This is a genomic window from Schaalia suimastitidis DSM 15538, from assembly GCF_000429105.1.
Taxonomy (GTDB): domain Bacteria; phylum Actinomycetota; class Actinomycetes; order Actinomycetales; family Actinomycetaceae; genus Pauljensenia; species Pauljensenia suimastitidis.
The window spans coordinates 1-18,330 of the sequence record NZ_KE386848.1 but is presented as its reverse complement, the minus strand read 5'-3'; the positions used below and the strand labels follow the sequence as shown (position 1 = coordinate 18,330).

The 18,330-nt window shown below is 56.4% G+C and carries 8 protein-coding genes and 1 rRNA gene; 3 read left to right on the top strand and 6 right to left on the bottom strand.

Features of this window, described 5'->3' with window-relative positions:
- Positions 1-35 precede the first annotated feature (35 nt).
- Positions 36-1,091: an LCP family protein gene (locus G438_RS11330; protein WP_051259399.1), complete on the top strand. Its 1,056-nt coding sequence runs from the start codon at positions 36-38 to the stop codon at positions 1,089-1,091.
- Positions 1,092-1,356: 265 nt separating this feature from the next.
- Here the strand turns inward: G438_RS11330 and G438_RS0106985 are convergent, their stop codons facing one another.
- From G438_RS0106985 to G438_RS0106970, 4 genes are all read right to left on the bottom strand, one after another.
- Positions 1,357-2,358 carry a hypothetical protein gene (locus G438_RS0106985; RefSeq protein ID WP_205618423.1) on the bottom strand — a complete coding sequence of 334 codons (1,002 nt, stop codon included), beginning with the start codon at positions 2,356-2,358 and terminating at the stop codon, positions 1,357-1,359.
- Between the two features lie 600 nt (positions 2,359-2,958).
- Complete coding sequence (gene ilvC, locus G438_RS0106980; RefSeq protein WP_026460696.1) at positions 2,959-3,984, bottom strand: ketol-acid reductoisomerase; 1,026 nt, start codon at positions 3,982-3,984, stop codon at positions 2,959-2,961.
- 2 nt (positions 3,985-3,986) lie between these two features.
- Positions 3,987-4,499: an acetolactate synthase small subunit gene (gene ilvN, locus G438_RS0106975; protein ID WP_026460695.1), complete on the bottom strand. Its 513-nt coding sequence runs from the start codon at positions 4,497-4,499 to the stop codon at positions 3,987-3,989.
- 2 nt (positions 4,500-4,501) lie between these two features.
- Positions 4,502-6,265: an acetolactate synthase large subunit gene (locus tag G438_RS0106970; RefSeq protein ID WP_026460694.1), complete on the bottom strand. Its 1,764-nt coding sequence runs from the start codon at positions 6,263-6,265 to the stop codon at positions 4,502-4,504.
- Positions 6,266-6,514: 249 nt separating this feature from the next.
- On the opposite strand from G438_RS0106970, the gene G438_RS0106965 reads away from it, so the two are divergent.
- Positions 6,515-8,176: an aspartate:alanine exchanger family transporter gene (locus G438_RS0106965; RefSeq protein WP_420804722.1), complete on the top strand. Its 1,662-nt coding sequence runs from the start codon at positions 6,515-6,517 to the stop codon at positions 8,174-8,176.
- A gap of 289 nt (positions 8,177-8,465) precedes the next feature.
- On the top strand, positions 8,466-8,948 hold the full coding sequence (locus G438_RS0106960; protein ID WP_026460692.1) for a DUF456 domain-containing protein: 483 nt from the start codon (positions 8,466-8,468) through the stop codon (positions 8,946-8,948).
- Between the two features lie 551 nt (positions 8,949-9,499).
- Here the strand turns inward: G438_RS0106960 and G438_RS11325 are convergent.
- On the bottom strand, positions 9,500-17,269 hold the full coding sequence (locus G438_RS11325; protein WP_131245829.1) for a DUF5979 domain-containing protein: 7,770 nt from the start codon (positions 17,267-17,269) through the stop codon (positions 9,500-9,502).
- 972 nt (positions 17,270-18,241) lie between these two features.
- Positions 18,242-18,330: ribosomal RNA gene (rrf, locus tag G438_RS12055) — 5S ribosomal RNA — on the bottom strand; the annotation flags it as partial.

Genomic DNA, 18,330 nt, shown 5'->3' with positions numbered 1-18,330 from the left:
CATACTGATACTCCAACGAAATAAGATCACCTCTGATGTCAACCCGTGAAAAACCCTCCAACGATGATTCACCTGAGCCCACCGTGACGGCTCGCCCCAGTAAACGCGGCCTCAGGCGTGCTGATCGGATCATCATTGCCATGCTCGTTGTGTTCCTTGTTGGCGCCCTTAGTGGTGTGGCGTGGCTGTATCACACGACCTTCGGCAAGATTGAGACCATTCAGGCCAGCACCGTATTTGAGGATTATGCTGACCGACCTCAGGCTGCTACTGCAAAACCTGGGCAAGAAGCGCCATTAAATATATTGCTGTTGGGTTCCGATACGCGCGCCAGCGATGAGACTCTGCTCGATTCAGTGGGAGCACGTGCCGACGCCATACTTGTCGTGCACATTTCTGGTGACCGCCAACATATCGAGATAGTTTCAATTATGCGTGATATGTGGGTGGAGGTGCCCGGATACGGAATGAATAAGATCAACGCTGCAATGTCTTACGGGGGAACAGCTCTGTTAACTCGTACCGTCGAGGGCCTGATCAACACGCGTATTGATCACGTAGCACTGGTTGATTTCCAAGGTTTCAAAGAGATGACCAATGCATTAGGCGGCGTCACCCTTGATAACCCCATCGCCTTTTCTACCACACCATCGCCGGAGTTCCCGCAGGTCTACCAGTTTAAGCAAGGGACGATCACCGTCAGTGGTGACGCTGCACTTGCCTATGTTCGCGAACGTTATGCCTTCCCTGACAACGATTTTCAGCGGGTACGTAACCAGCAAGCCTTCCTCAAAGGTTTGCTGACCGGTATGCGTGATCATGCCAATCCTGGGCAGTTGTCGTCTCTGACCGCTTTTGCGCAGTCATTGAGCCAGCATATTGCTATAGATGATTCCTTCACCCTGGCGCAAGCAACAGAACTTGCCTCAACATTGTCCTCGCTTGAGGCATCAGCGTTGGTGTCGTTGACGTTCCCTGTAAGCGGCAGCGGCGTGGTCGACGGGCAGTCCGTTGTTTTCATTGACGAGGCGAAGGCAGATGCGCTTGCACAGGCCTTTGCCAGCGACGCCCTTTCGTCCTACGAGCGTTAATGGCCCGTCCAGCCACTGAAGACGTGGCTGGGTGATAGGCAAAGGGCTGTTGCAGCATCGGATGCGCATCCTCGGAAAGACACGAGGGTGCTTTCCTTTTGGCGGAACGGGCATGACGCATTCAGATCTGGGGTTAAAGGACAAAACCAACACGTTTTGTCCTTTAACCCCAGATCTGCTCGGTGTTGAAAACTGTGGGGGCCAGGAATCAAAGATTCCTGGCCCCCAATCGTTGGGAGGAACTCACGCCCAAAAGCGCTTCGCCTTAGCGGCGCGCATCTTTCCTTGAAGCAATCGCAACCGCACCTGCGCCCACGAGGAGCAGTACGGCACCAATGGCACCGCTATCGGTCAGACCTGTCTTTGCCAGACGCAGATTCGCTTTTGCTGTGACCTGCGGTTTAGCAACAGACTTCGGCGTAGTCGCCACTGGTGTTGTCGTTGACGCAGAGTCATTGTCGTCATTAGTCGGGGCGGTGGCAGGGCAGGTCTTCGCCGGGTCGGCAATGGTCACCGTCTTGGCGTCGCCAAGTTTAATGAAGCGTGCGGAGCTGCCTGCAGACAAGGCAAGCGCGGTGTCGTATTGCGCAGCATCAAATACCTGGTCTTTGTCGAACCAGTAGGCTTGCACAGTCACTTGCTCTCCATAGGCGGGGGTCACACCTGGGTAGCTAGCAAGGACATCTTCCAATGCGAGCGAACCATTGGTCCACAATTGTGCGCGGAATTCATCGCGCATGGAAACGGCGTGGGTTCCCATGGACACAACGAAACGGTAGCCATCACGTACCTGTGCAGGTGTGACGGTGATTCGATTCTTATTGGTGTCAGCACCGCAGGTTGCTGCATGTAGCGTGAAATCTGGGGTCGCAGGAAGGGTTGCAGCAGGGGCAGTTGGACAATTCAACGTGGCGGGATCAACCAAGGTGGCGCTCACCGGCGCACCAAGTGGAATAGCCCGTACTAGCGCAGGACCGGCCGCGAAGTTCACGGTCTGCCACAGCGCCTGGTCCTTTGTCTTCTCCTTGTCGAACCAATAGGTTTGAACAGTGACTTTGGAACCATAAGGGGCGGCAGCAGATCCGACACCAAGGTCTTCAGCGGTGATGGATCCTTGAAGTAGCTGTGCGCGCTCGGCAGTATTCAACTGCTTGACCACTTGGTCGTTGAGCGACAAAACAAAACGGTAGTTGCTGTCTGCGGTCACACCTGTAAGGCCCGACAGTGTAAGGGTATTCACTTTTGCGTCGCAGGTTGCAGGGGTCATGACGAGTGTGGGGGCTTGAGGCAAGTCGTCAGCATAAGCCAGTGGTGCTACGGCAAAATTAGCCGCCATAACCATCGCGCATGCTGCGAGTAGCGCTCCTAGTTTTCTACACATGCTGTGTTGTACTCCGGATGGGATTGGGCGTCTTTCTCTCATCCTTGCTGATGAGAGATCAGAAAGTACGCACCTGAGTTATTTTACGCGAAAAGAGGTGATGTTTGGATAAAATGACCACCATTTTGACCAATTCTTGGCAGTCCAGCGGTGTTGGCATGCAGTGGAAGCAGGAGCAATATCTCATGCTTATTCGCCACACGTCTCGCACGCGGAGCATCTGAATGCGCCGACAAGGCTGCTGATCCAGGTTCGGTTGCTTACTCATCGCACTGTCTGCACTTCCGATCGTCAGATATCTCGAAAATGAGTGCGTGGGGACGATCACCCAAAAATGAGTGTGATAGGGCGAAAGGAGGAGCACCGCGCGAAAATGGCGGATTTTCAAGGATTAACGTCCTGAAAATCCGCCATTTTCTTAGGCTTCTACAGTGCGAAAGTACACCTTTGACACAGCCGCGCAATGAGCAGTCTCACCGTCAACGCCTAGCGGGCTGCTGATCCATCCGTGTAGTCGGCGTCAACCTGTGCCCAACCGAAGCGTGCGCGCAATTCCTTGCCGGTAGCTTCAATGGGGTGGCCTTCACCTTCAGCGCGAAGCGCCTTGAATTCGAGGCCGCCATTGTCTTGATCGGCAATAAAGCGGCGCGCGAAGGTGCCGTCTTGGATGTCAGCCAAGACCTCTTTCATGGCTTCCTTCACCTGCGGACCAATGACGCGCGGACCGGACACGTAGTCACCGTATTCAGCTGTGTCAGAGATTGACCAGCGCTGTTTGGTGATACCGCCTTCATTAATGAGGTCGACGATGAGTTTGAGTTCGTGGAGCACCTCAAAATAGGCCATTTCTGGCTGGTAGCCCGCTTCCACCAATGTTTCGTATCCGTATTGGATCAGACGCGAAACGCCGCCGCACAACACGGCTTGTTCACCGAAGAGGTCAGTTTCAGTTTCCTCCGTGAAGGTGGTGCGGATAACGCCGGCGCGGGTACCGCCGATGGCCTTAGCGTACGACAGGGCCAGGTCGAGGGCACCACCTGAAGCGTCCTGCTCGACGCAGACAAGCGCGGGCACGCCCTTACCTTCGACGTATTGGCGGCGCACAGTGTGGCCAGGGCCCTTGGGGGCGACCATGCACACATCAAGTCCAGCATCGGGCTGAATGTAGCCATAGCGGATATTGAAACCGTGGGCAAAGAAGATCGCGGCGCCCTCTTTGAGGTTCGGAGCAATCTGCTCTGCGTAAACGTGACGCTGAACCTGGTCCGGTGTCAAAATCATGATGACATCGGCACTCTTCACCGCCTCGGCAATATCTTCTACCGCAAGCCCCGCGGCTTCTGCTTTCTCCCACGACGACGAGCCGGGGCGCAGTCCGACGACGACGTCAACGCCAGAGTCCTTAAGGTTCTGTGCGTGAGCGTGGCCTTGCGAACCGTAGCCTATGATGGCAACTTTCTTGGATTGGATGATCGACAGATCTGCACCGTCGTCGTAGATGATCTCGGCCATTGTCATTTCTCCTTCAGTTGATCCGTGATCGAGCGGCTTCCGCGGCCAATCGCCACCGCACCCGATTGGACGATTTCTTTGATGCCATAGGGTTCAAGGGCTCGAAGTAGCGCTTCCAGCTTAGGCAATGAACCAATGGATTCGATGACGACGGTGTCCGGTTGGACATCGACGACGTGTGCGCGGAAAAGATCTACCACTTGGAGCACACCGGTGCGCCTCGATTCGTCAGCTTGCACTTTCAGTAGCAGAAGGCGTCGTTCCACGCTGGACTCTTGAGCAAGCTCAACAACCTTCAGCACGTTCACAAGCTTGTTAAGTTGCTTGGTCACCTGCTCAAATGGTGCATCATCAGCGGCCGCAATGATGGTCATACGGGAAACCTCAGGGTGTTCCGTCTCTCCCACAGTGAGCGACTTGATGTTGAAGGCGCGCCTGGCAAATAGTGACGCCACTCGCATCAATACGCCCGGCTTGTTTTCCACCAGCACCGAAAGGGTTCGCAGCTGTGTCATGATCAGTCCTCCACATCCCAGTCCGGCGCCATGCCCTGGGCATAGCGAATTTCGTCATTCGACACGCCTGCCGCAACCATCGGCCACACCATTGAATCCTTCGAAACTCTAAAGTCCAGAAGAACAGGTCGATCATTGATGCCCATCGCCCATTCAATGGCCTCATCGACTTCTTCGATGCGGCTCACCGTGCGTGCAGCCATGCCATATGCCTGAGCGAGCATCACAAAATTGGGAATCTGGTCGCCATCGTCGGGGTTTAGCGTGGTATTGGAGTAGCGCTTGTCGTAGAACAGTGACTGCCATTGACGCACCATGCCCAACACCGAGTTATTGATCAAACACACCTTGATGGGAATGTTATTCACTGTGCAGGTTGCCAGTTCTTGGTTGGTCATCTGGAAGGAACCGTCACCGTCGATTGCCCACACTACACTGTCAGGCTGCGCCACCTGGGCACCCATAGCGGCAGGCACACAGTAGCCCATCGTGCCTAAGCCAGATGACGACAGGAAGTGGCGTGGCTTGTCGTGTTGAATGAACTGGGCAGCCCACATCTGGTGCTGACCAACGCCAGTAACGTAAATCGCATCAGGGCCAGCGATCTTCGACAAGCGCTGTAGCACGGCCTGAGGCGCCATTTTGCCGTCGCTCGGTTCTGCCCACCCCATGGGATAGCGGTCACGCAAGCGATTAAGGTAACGCCACCATCCTGCAAGGTCAGCTTTGCCGTATTCAGCGTGCGCCTCGGGCATGACTTCGACAAGAGCGTCCAAGGCCAACGCTAAGTCGGCGACGATCGGCACGTCAGCGACACGGTTCTTGGAGATTTCAGCGGCATCGATATCAACGTGAACGATACGTGCCCTGGGCGCAAAAGAATCAAGATTTCCGGTCACGCGGTCATCAAAACGGGCACCCAGCGCAACGATGAGGTCGGCACGCTGTAGGGCGCCCACTGCTGGGACGGTGCCATGCATCCCTGGCATCCCCAAATTGTGGTGATCAGAATCAGGGAATGCGCCTCGTGCTGGCAGGGTTGTCACCACGGGACAGTCGGTCAGTTCGACGAGGCGTTGCAGCGTTTGGGAAGCACCAGCTCGTATGAGGCCACCACCCACGTAGAACACGGGGGCTTGAGCGGTGGCGATTTCGCGAGCAGCAGCACGCACCTGTTTCATATGCGGTTTACCTGCGGGTTTATATCCGGGCAGATCTAATGCTGGCGGCCAAGCGAATTCAATGGTGGCATTTTGTGCCGATTTGGTGATATCGACGAGTACGGGACCGGGGCGGCCGGTGGAGGCAAGATGGAAGGCCTCGGCAATACGCGACGGGATGTCGTTTGCGTCAGTGACCAGGAAGGAATGTTTGGTCACCGGCACGGAGGCGCCAACAATGTCAGCCTCTTGGAAAGCGTCAGTACCAATGAGGGAGGCGCCGACCTGGCCGGAGATCACCACTAGCGGCACAGAGTCCATATTGGCGTCAGCAAGGGCGGTCATCACATTCGTTGCTGCGGGGCCGGAGGTGACGATGGCGCACCCAACTTTGCCTGAGGCAAGGGCGTAGCCTTCTGCAGCATGGCCGGCACCCTGTTCGTGGCGAACAAGGATGTGACGCAGCGACGAGTTCATCAACGGGTCATAGGTCGGAAGGATCGCGCCGCCTGGCATTCCGAAGACGTCGGTCACACCGAGCGCCTCCAAAGTGGCAACGATGGCAGCTGCACCGGTCATTGTGCGGGTGGGGGCAGTGTCTTTCACCGCGTGTCCTCTCGTAATATGTGGGCGAATCTTAATAAAAAAGTCCCCGCTAAAGCGTGGGGACTAGGCGTGCGATCCACCCATTTCACATGGCAGGAATCGCACGCCCGGGTACAAGTACCAGGACGTCAAGGCCTGCAATGCGACTGTCGAGCATGGGATAACGGTATCGTTCCATCCTCTTCGTCTTAGGCAATGTCTCACACTTCGGGCCATTCGCTCTGCGCTGGGACGATGGACCGCAGGTGGATGACCTTTGGACTGCCATACTTATGGGGTCTGATAGTTATCCCCTCCTCACGATGGAGTCCCACGACCGTGGAAGCATTCTTTTCAGTCCTGGCTGAACAGCCGGTCCTCTTTCTATTCCTTCTCATCGGCGCCGGTATGGCCGTCGGTCACATCAAAATCGGCGGTATTTCGCTTGGCGCCGCTGCCGTATTGTTCCTCGCCATTGGTATGGCCGCGTGGGCTAACGCCTACGGTATCGAGCTGACTGTGACTCCCCAGTTAGGCACCCTCGGCCTCACACTCTTTACCTTTGCGATTGGCATTAATTCTGGCGCGTCGTTCTTCCACAATATTCGTACTGCAGTAGGACCGTTGTTGACCATGGTGGCGCTCTACGCGATTGCGGCCACCACCGGCCTCTTCGTTGGGCAGGCACTCGGTATGCCTATTCCGCTTATTGCGGGAACATTCGCAGGTGCTCTGACCAATACTCCTGCATTGGCAGCTGCTGGCCAAGCGTCCGGCTCGCTTGAATTGGCCACCGTTGGGTATTCCATTGCCTACCTGTTTGGTGTTATCGGCATGATGATTGCGGCAGCTGCCGCCCTGTCGTACGGGAAACACGATAAGGATGCGCCTAGCCCGTTGGCGAACCGGACGATCCGCGTTGAACGCGAAGATCACCCACTGATTGGCGCAATCTACGAAAAACTTGAAGAAAAGGTGACTTTCTCGCGTCTGCGCCGCGGCGAGACCGGCCCTATCTCACGACCCTCAATGTCGGATACACTCGATGCCGGTGACCTAGTGACCGTCGTGGGGCCTCGTGAAATGGTGGCACGTGCCGCAAATGAACTGGGGCACCCATCGTCGCATTCGCTGCTTCAGGATCGTTCCTACCTTGATTTCCGCCGCATGACCATTTCTAACCCCAAGGTTGCTGGCCGAACAGTTCGCGACCTGGATCTTTCCAAGCGCTTTGGTGCCACGATTTCTCGTGTCCGTCGCGGTGACGTTGATATGGTGGCCCAGCCCGACACGCTGCTCCAGCAGGGTGACCGCGTGCGCGTGGTTGCGCCGACCGGGAAAATGCAGGAAATCACGAAGTTCCTGGGTGATTCGGCCCGCGGTTTGTCAGACCTTAACCCAATCGCACTTGGCTTGGGCATGGCCCTTGGCATGTTCATTGGTGAAATCCCAATCCCGACGCCCAGTGGCGAAACTTTTGTCATTGGTCACGCAGCGGGCACGTTGATTATTGGCTTGATCTTTGGTCGCCTTGGTCGCGTCGGCCCTGTTGTGACTGCGCTGCCGTTCACGGCTTGCCAGGTGCTAGCTGAACTTGGTTTGCTGGTTTTCCTCGCGCAGGCTGGCGCGAAGGCCGGCGGTCAGATTACCGAGGCCTTCACCTCTGGCGCATGGCTCAATATTTTCCTCGTAGGTGGGCTGATGACGGCAATTATGGCCATCGGCTTATACTGCACGATGCGTTGGATCTTCAAGATGGGCGGCACTCAGCTTTCCGGCCTCCTTGGTGGTTCGCAGACGCAGCCTGCGGTTTTGGCATTTGCCAATTCACGCACCAATTCAGATCCACGCGTTGCCCTTGGCTACGCGCTGGTGTATCCGGTGGCGATGATTGGCAAGATCCTGGTCGCACAATTCCTCGGTGGCATGTAGCTCCATCGCAGGTGTGCGGGGGTGAGGCGATGCGCCTTACCCCCGCATCATTTGTGGCACAGCGTCGTCGAGGCGCCACTTCCCACCGTGCATCACGGAGCCACTACCATGTACGCCCACCTCGCCGTGTCATTACCGCACAGCCACCCTTACCTGGGCGAACCTCACGCAAGCACACCTCGCCCGAGCCCACACCTCCCATCACACACCCGCCCACATTGCTGGCATGTGCTGTTTTTACAATTGTGCCGCCTGTTAGGCTTACTGTCGGCCCCTGAAAGGAGCACCTATGTCGGTTTTGGGCAATGTCCTCGTCGGTATCGCAATATTTCTTGGTATTGGTGCAGCCATCGTTCAAGTCATTCCTTCAGCGCTCATTATCTGCCTGGCACTTCTTGTGTGGGCGATCATCGAAGGAGGCGTCTTTGCGTGGACAGTCTTCGGCGTAGGTACTCTCATTCTGCTGGCATCAACCTTCTTGAAATACCTGATCCCTGGCAAACGACTGTTGTCATTAGGCACACCGCGCCGCACACTTATCCTGTCAGCTGTGGCGGCGGTGGCTGGCTGGTTCCTCATTCCTGTTGTCGGCTTCCTCGCGGCGGGGATTGCCACCCTTTATTACCTTGAGCGACAACGCCTCGGCACACACCAAGCCGCACGGGATGCCACAGTGGACGTACTGAAATCACTTGGCCTTATCATCGCTATCGAACTCGTCGCTGCCTTGACAGTGGCCACCCTGTGGGTTGTTTGCGTGATCTTCGCATGAACAAGTCCTTCGTCGCGCTCGACGACGATGCGCGCGTGTGGGTTGCTGGCGCGATTTTTGTATGAAACTCCACTTCACCTGCGGCTACTAGTGCCTGCTTGACGCCACTACTTTCCTCCTCTTGGAGGTGGCGTGCGTGTCGGAGGTAGCGTGCGCCGTGGAGGTAGCGTGCGCCGTGGAGGAGGCGTCATGATCTGCAATTCGTGCGCATCTTTCGATCAGGGATGCGCAGGTGCATGGCCATAGTCTTCCCGACACGTCTTGCCCCTCTCGTCTGTCATCCGCACCGAGATCCCCTGCCAACTCCATCCCGCGGACCCTCCTGCGCGGAACTCTCCTACGCAACGCCTTCGTCTGGATGCGCTCCTCTGGAACGCATCCAAGGGAAAGCAATGTCGTTCCTGCGCAACGCCCTCGTCCAGACTCCCTCCTTCAATACCTTAGCTACTTCGACACTATCTTCCTCTGCGCGCAACGTTCACAGGAGAAGGAAAGGGGCGAGGCGGCAGCTTCCGCCACCGCCTCGCCGTAGACTGACTGATTACTCCATGTCAGTCTTTGCGTGAGCCACGCCGTTTCACCATCAGCGCTACCGCGCCCGCAAGCAGGACGACACCTGCCCCAGACAGCAGTGCCATTGATGTCGAACCCGTTTTCGCGATTCGTTTTGGCGGAGGGGTTGGGAATTCGTTCGTGATCGTCACCGTCATGTCAACGGCACCAGTAACACCACCGGCGATAGTGACCTTTCCGTCAGCCGGATCCATCGTGGTACGACTTGCCCCTCCACGATCGGTTTCTATGACCGTACATTGAGTGCCGACAGGGAGATTGTCCAGGCGGACAGTGTAGTCATTTGCCTGGCTGAGCGTCACCACGCCATTATGTGGAAGCGCAAACTCAACTGTCGCCTCGTCAATGACTCGGCTGCAGGTGACCTGAGCAACGAAAGGACCCTTACCGAAATGGTCTTTACCTGCTCCAATACGCTTCTTCACAATGACAAGATGCCCAATGTCAAAGGTATTGGTCGCCTTGACCGTCGCCACTGTCAGTTCCTCAGCGTCATCGTCGTCGGCCTCAATTGTGACCGTGCCATCCGCTGGTTCGAGCACTGATGTGGTCGCTCCGCCATTAAGCGTTTCGCGCACCGTACATTCGGTACCCACCGGGTAAGGACCAAGCTCCTTATACGCACCAGCAGCCAACGTGAAGGTTTCTACCTTAGTTCCGCCCTGACCAGCTGCACCCAAGCCATCCGGGATCACGCATTCAGTGCGGAATGAGAAGGGGCCACTGCCGTATAGTTGAGCTCCTTGGCCACTGACAGCTTTTTCAACCCGAAGTACGCCAGCCTGGAACGTATTGGAAATGACGACCGAAACAGCCTGTGCGCCAGAGCCACTGATGGTGACGCGCCCATCCGTTGGCCTGAGTTGCGGTGTGCTGGTGGCACCAGCAGCGTCGATTTCCTCCACAACGCAGGTAGCGCCCTTAAGGATGCCACCGATGCGCGCCGTGTAATTATTCGCAGCGTTGAGGACGATCCGTCCTTGGTCAGGCAAGGCAATAGGCACTGGCACGACGCCAACGGTTCGCGTACAGGTGGCCTGCGCGATGAACGGACCGACACCGTGAACGGTCGCACCAGCGCCAAGGCGTTCCTTGTGAATAACGAGTTCGCCTACGTCATACTGGTTAGTTGCCGTCACCTCAACGGTACCTTGGGTTGCTTCACGGATCGTGATTATTCCGTCAGCCGGGGCCAATGTGCTGCTGGTGGCATGACCTGTGTCGACCTCGCTGGTGACACAGCGTGTCCCCACTGGGAAGGGACCGAAGGTCCGTGACGCGTCTGCCGCGAGTCGGAATGTCTGGGTAAATATTTCACTGCCACGATGCGTACAGGCGGTGGTAAAACCGAAGTCAGCGGCACCGTAGGTTGCCGCTCCTTCACCAGTCACTACCTTCTTGACGGTGAATGTCCCTGAGGCGTAGGCATTGGTGACAGTGGTTGCCACTACCTCAGCACTGCCTCGCGGAATGGTGATGCTGAAGCTGCCATCACTATTTGCCGTACCGTTTCCAGCAAAAACAGTGTTGCTCGCACCCCCCGTGTCGGTTTCCTTTAGCACACACACCGATCCGGTCGGGATCTGGTTACCAGGCGCAGTCCAGGTCTGCCCATCGTTCAGCGAGAAAGTGGTGGTTGTCTGTCCGTCAATAAGTACTGGCTGCCCCGCCGAGGTGCAGGCAAGGCTGAATGTAAACGGCCCATAGTTGCCTGCGATTGCGTTGCTGTCCACACGTTTTGTCACGCTCAATCCACCGTAGAGGTATTCGTTGGTCAGTGTGACTTTGTGTGCATCAGGAACAGGAGACAAGGCTGTGGTGGTACCGCTGTCCGCTGTCGCGACGGTAATTGAGGTAGGTGAACCGAGGCGGCTGTCTTCGCCGAAGGATCCAACAGCTCCGTCTTCGGTTACGGTACACACTGCCCCTACTGGAATGCCCGGGATGCGTACCGGTGTATTAGCGGTCAGTGTGATCTGTTTCGAGGTATTACCTCCATCGAAGGTCAATGCATTTGTGCCGTGTGTGCACGTGAGAGTTGCAGTGAAGGTCGCTGGCGCGACCGCCGCCGCAGCACCGGTCACGCGTTTGGTCACCTCTAGCGAGCCAGAGCGTAGGTGCACACCGACACGATTGGGAGCAATCACTGAGTCGATGCCAAGGTCATCGAGATAGGTCATACCGAATTGGTTCCATGCCTGGTTATCGGCGATAGGAATGTCTTTGGACAACAAAGCATCGCCTGCTGCCTGGGTGTAGGCGTTAGTCGTCGTGTAGGTAACGTCCAGGACAGCACCGGGCTTGAAAGCGCCTGCAGCGGATGTGGTGAAGTCCAGGTTGACGCGCCATCCTGTGACGGTACTCCAGTCAGTTGAGGCAGTCACAGGCGTCCATGTTTCTCCTGCCTGTTCACACGGTGCGCTTTGAGGCAGATTCGGCCAGCTTCCTTCGCATACCCGTGGCGACGTGGTCACTTGCTGTTGAGCTGTCACCCCATCAGGTAGGCCGCTGATTGTGAAGGCTCCAGTGGGCACTGGCCGATATTGCGACCCACGCCATGTACCACTGACAAGGAATTTGTCGTCAGCTGTGGGTAGTTGATCGAATATTTCCAGGTACGTCAGATCGGTTGATCCGGCGTTGACAATGTGGAGGACCCACTTGTCACTACCGAGTTGCGTTGAGTCAGAAACACAAGGGGTGCGGAAGTAAGTGTCACCTGCACCGCCGGGACCTTGAAGGATCGGCGTGCACGTTTGGGTTGAGTCAAGCATATTCTTTGCTGTGCCAAGCGAACCCATAACGCCTTTGACGACGTACACGTTAGTGCCCATCGCTACTTTCACTTGGTCTTGCGCTTGTCCTGTGTTGTCGTCGACTTTGCGCACTTGCTCGGCACCGTTGTTTGGAATCGCGTCGGTGACCGTGACCAGTGACTGCACCGTCTTTGCAGTGACTGTGTTGATGATGTACTCGTCGAAACGCACACCCGGTTGGACTTCGAGGTAGATGCGAATCTTGGCTGTTTCTCCGGGCCGCAGTGTATTGGCGCCTTGTGCCCAAGTGAGGACGACACGTTGTGGGTCGGTGGCATCCACGGTTGGGGCCTGTGTGAGGCTACCGGGCGTCACCCCATCGCCAAGGACACCTGGGGTGAAGACGATGCCGCTGCCTCCCTGTCCATTGTCGCCGGTGTATTTGAGGAATCCGGTGTTTGGGAGGGTGTCGGTGACATTGAGCAGGTTCAATAGCGATGTGCCGTTATTGCGGATGGTAATGTCCCATGGAACGAAATCACCCACTGCTACTGTTCGCAGGCCGTTATTGGCCCATTTGTCGATTTGTAGGTGTGCAACGCCACTACTCCACTCGACATTGTCTTCGGTGGTACGCAAGACTGATTCGCCATTGGGGACAAAGGATTGGCCCGTCATGCGGTTATTAGCGGTTCCTGGGAAGACGACAGCGGCGGTGCTTCCCCGTTGCTGTTGTCGTAGCGCAACCGTGAACTGGATGAAGGCCTCCCAGTTGGGAGTTGTCACGTTGAAACGTGCTCCGTCGGCGCGGGTAAATATAAATCGCAAACCTTGGACGTTGCTGGTATTAATGCCTGCAGGCAGCACTTGAGATCCGATAGGCACAGGCGTACCCGTCACCCAAGTGGTGCCGTTGTAGGCATCAATCTGTATGCGGTCGGCACCTGCAGGAGCCGTGATTGTTCCGAGTGCGTCAAGGTCGAAGTGTTTCCAGAAGTCATTGGAGTCGGTGACACCTGTTCCATCTGGACGATCTTCGATGACGACCTTCGTCGGCGATGCGGTCGAGGTCGATTGGTGAGCAGTCAAAGTGACCATTTGCCGTTGATCAGCTGCGCTGTCGCCTTGGAGAATCGTGCCGTCGCTAATGGATTTTCCGACGGCGATATCGACGCCCCCGCGCGTGAAGTCAACGGCAGCGTCGTCAACGTCTGCGCCGTAGGCATCCGTCCCCCACAGTACGGGGTCGTAGCTTTGGGCATAGGCGCGGTTCTTTGATTCGCGCAGTTCCTCTGTGGTGGGAAGCCACGTCTGACCGGTGTCGCGCAATGTGGGGCGTAGACGTGTCTCAATAACAACTTTGAGGTCATTGTTATTTTTGATGGTGCCGTACGTTGACTGTCGTCCAACAAAGGTTGTGGAGATACCGACGACGTCAGCCAGTTGTGAGGCTGTCATCGCGTTGACGGAGGCCACTGTTGTTTCTGTGAAGCTGTAGCGGTTTGCGGCGCTCTGCGTCGGGTCATACCGCAGTAACCATACCTTCGAGTTCGAAATATTCACTTGGCTCGAGTGCGCCACGCTAATTGCGATCCGAGTGATGTCATATCGGTTGAAGGGATTTGGCGCGCCGGGTGTAGCGTCGATGGTGCCCGCAGCAATTTCAGGTAGTCCAAGGAACGGGTTGGCCAACGCTGCACTTGCAGTATTGTCTGTCCGGCACAGATTCAGCCCTGTGTCGCTACATGCTGTCGGATCGGTGACACGCACGTGGGTGGCAGGTGAGGTGCTGGTATTTCGCGCAGTCAAGGTGAAAGTATTTGTGGGGAGTTGCCTTGGGTCTGTACCTGGGTCAGGCACGACCTGGGTTGCTGTGGCAACATTCTTGTCAATCGACACGGCCATTGGTGAATTGACTATTCGAATCGGAGCTTCGGCACGAGCCGTTTCTACGTTGGCAGCGCGGAATGCCTCAAGTTCGAGTATGTTGTTGACCATTCCAGCTTCGCCGGCGACATTGAATATCGCGTTGCCTGATACGGCGCTGCCATCTGAACGGCGCAGTTCACGCAGGTACCAGGAGACGCTGAAGGTACGTGGTACGGATGTGGATGTGACGCCGGATCCTACTGCGGGCACATTTGTTGTTCCTGCTGCGATTGCCGAGGCGCGGCGTGCGTCGTTGGGGACAAGGGTAATGCGCAGGCCCGTGGTATTTGTCTGTTGGCTTGCGTCGAGTGTGAGGCCTTTGAATCCGCCGTTCGCTTCCTGCCACGAGCCGCCGGGGGCAGGCAGAACTGTCCATGCTCCGTTCTCATAGAGTTCAATAGATTCGACGATATCCCATTGGATGGCCCAGCCATTACTGTCCACTGTGGTGTGCACAGGTATGGCTGACAGTCCGCGTAGGTTAAAGGCGTCGAAAACTGTTTGTGCCACTGTGCTTGGGTCGGCTGGGTCGGTGAGGCGAACCCGATCGCGTCCAACCGGTACGGTCCACGCTAGTGTCGTACTTGCGCTTTCTGCGGACAATGCTGGGATTTCATTTCTGCTCCAGGCTTTGTCCACGCCGATGCTGTCTCCGTGTCCGGTGCCGGGCCAGCTTTGGTTAGGTGATCCGTTGCTTCGGATGCTCATGCTGTCAGTGGCTGAGGCCCGTTTGCTGAGTTCGTCACCCCCGTCGGTGCGTCCGAAGGCTGTCGTCTGGGCTGTGTTGCGGTAAGTCGTCGCTACTTGGGGAGTCGTACTTCCCGGAGCACCGTCAACCTCATCGGTGGGTGTAGTGGTGCCACGTAACGTCGCACGCGTCACGAAATTCGCGCGTGCAATAACTGTTTGCGATGCTGGGAAGGGACGCGTCTGTGGCCGTTCGAAGGCGAAGCGGACACCGGTCACATCATCGACTGTCATGCCTGCAGGTAGTGCAGCATTGAGCTCGGCCAGACTCTTGGCGAAGATCCATGCGCGCGTTTGCGGCGCCTCGGTCCACAGGTCATGCCAGGTTCCGCTCGCATCGCGCACGGAAAGGACGAGGCTGGCTGCCTCGGGCACCTCCGTGGGGGATATGCCAGCTAGGTTGGCAGCGTTCCAGAACGTTGTTGCCGTGCCTGAGTCCACCGAGTCTTCGATCACAAGTTTCGTGATCTTGACGTAGTCAGATGACGCGGCACCTGTGCCACTAATGGAGACGGTCAGTGGGCGGCCGGGACGAATATTCCATTTCGGGGTGATGGTTTTAACGGTAGTGATCGTCATATCTGGCGATATCGTTGCCAGGGTCGCAGAGTCATTATTGGTGGCGCTTCGTCCTGCGCTTGTTGTCACAGTGGTGTGTGCCGAGGAGGTTCGAGTCACGCCTGATCCTAAGGACGAATCAGTGGTGATGGTGTACCTCAATGAGGTGGTGGCCCCTGTGGGAATCGAGTTGCCTGTGCCTTCAAAGACTACTTCGAAGCCCTTTATTGCCCCTGAAGGAGCTGCAGGAATGCTGGCCGAGGCGAAGGGTACTTCTTCGGTTCCTCCGTTGAGCAGGTGGTAGATCACTTTTCCAGAAGTCGCGCCGCTGGGGTAGGCAATCGCCTGGGAAAACCCGCCGAAGCGGACATATTCGTCAAAAAATAAAGTGGTCGCGGGAGCTCCTGTTGCGTCGAAAAGCGAGTCTGAAATCACCCATCGCTGTACAGGTGCGCCAGTGTTTTGTGCGTTGATGGTTCCCGTGGTGGACGTGCCTGCCACCAGATGGGTTTTACTCAGGCTCTTGTCGATGGTTGTTCCAATGACACTTGCACCAACGGCATGCGTTGCCATGGCCTGCACACGCGCGGATTCTTCAGACCTCCTGGTCACCCAGGCTTGGCTTTCGTTACGTATTGAGACATTCTGCGCTGAAAGATCTGCAGACGGGTCGTTCCTGTCGCTGCCGCGTTGCGCCAGGGTGATCTGTAGCTGTGCCCCACCGGAAGCTGTGATAGGCCCACTCCATTGGAAGCGGAGCGCGCCTACATCTTCAGGCGCCACGCCTACTGGAAGCGCTGGTGTTGCTGAGGTAGCGCCTTCGACCCAAGTCCATGTTCCACCTTGGAGTGTCAGAGCATCAACCTTTACTCCGGTGGCACCGCTAGGCAAGGTTGCCCCTGCGAATCCAACAAAATTGTGGGTGCGGAACGGGTTGTCAGCGTTGAGATGCGCGGGAGTAGTAGGGTCGAGTGGAACATTAGGTTCGTTGAGGTGCAGGTGATCAACGTTGACCGTGGCAGTACTTGCCGCTTGCAGTGTGACTGTTGATTGGCGTCCCACCTCATAGGTGGCCGTTGATGGAGACCATGTCTTTGTCGTGGATGCGCCCAGAGTGTAGGCATGGGTGACTCTGATAGCAGCGTCGTCGCGCACAGTACGCGCATTATCTGCGCTGGCTTGGGCAGTATTCGTGATACGTTGGCCGTGGCGTGGGTCGTCGGCGGTGAAGGTATCGGGTACTTGCATTGTCATATTGAGGTTCACGGTGCGTCCGTTCTCCATGGGGACACCGTTGCCAATATTGACGACGACCTTTGTTTGCGCGCCGATGACGGTGGGTTGAGCCGCAAGTGGTGTGTCAGACTCGTACCACGTGATGGCGCTGGGCACAGTTGAAGGAGACAGCTCGACGCTCGTCAACGCGAAACCTTCAAGTTCTGCTGGGAGGCTGTCAACAAGTTGAGCATTCACACATGACTGTTCGGAACATACCACGCGCACCTGCCACGTAAATGCGCCGCCGGGTGTCAGGTCTTTCGTTTCAAGACCGTCAACTGTCTTAATAATGCGCAGATACTCAGGATCCGTGTCGTCGGCGAGGGCGGCATATTCACCCAAGGGCGTAACAAAGGGGATCGCGACCAGTAGTGCGAGGAGGTAAATTGCCAAGGCATGCATCATCCCTTGGCGTCGCCGATGTAGGTGCTCATGTCGTTGCGCACGCCGCCTACCTGTATAGACACTTCCCCCGGACATATTAGACGCCTCCATTCGTCAACGAGAACCCACATTACTGTGTGTACAAAACGAGCATCGTTGGGACATTTTGCAGCATCTATTCTTTCAGTTTTCAAGCCTTCTTGGAAGTAGGATTGCAGTTTTCGAGCATTTTTCTGCGTAGAAAAATCATTCTGGAGCGAAAAATAACAAGTTATGACCATTTCGCTCTTTGATTTAATCACAGAATATTTCCACACCGGCAACTTTTCAGCATTTTAATATTTCAGCGAAAGCATCACATCGTCGAAATAAACGCGCAGACAATGCGCAACCGATCCGCCAAAGATGAGCAAAATACACCGAGAACTGCGCATAGAGAGCAAGCGGGCAGGACTGCTGCATTGGTGCACAACGCGTGACTTCCAGGCACCATACACTTACGAGATAAAGATCGCTCGTACGCAGGCGCCGAGGCGGCATAGGGAGAGGACAAGACAATAGACGACGCAGCGCACGTAGCAAAGAGGACGCTCATTTCGCCACGATGGCTCCACGGCGACGAACTAATCACTATCCCATTCACAGGCAAATAGCGGTGGGCCATAGGCGCGACAAGCGGAAAATACACCTCAGAATCCACATGGCTTATACCGCGTCATCAAAAGCGACCGCATGCCCTGTTGCTCCAGCCAAGTGACACATCGGTGTGCCACATGACTATTCGTCCAGGAGTTTGAATGTCGGTGTGTTCGTGGCTGGCGCGGTGATCGACGGGCGGGTTTGGGATTTTCATGCGCGCCGTGCTTGCTCGCGCGTGTGGTTGTGGGTACACATACCTGCGTGCGGTGTACGTTGGTGCGTGTTTCTTGGGGTACATGCGCACCATACTTGCTTGCTTCCTTGTGTGGGTCGTAGGTGCCCGTGTGTTTGTGTGGGTTCTCGCGGGCCGTGTTTTGGGTGTGGCAAAGGCGGCGGCAACCGTGTGGTTGCCGCCGCTTTGGCGTGTGGTTGCGGCGGTGTCCTACTCTCCCACGACCTGTCGGTTGCAGTACCATCGGCGCTGTGGGGCTTAGCTTCCGGGTTCGGTATGGGTCCGG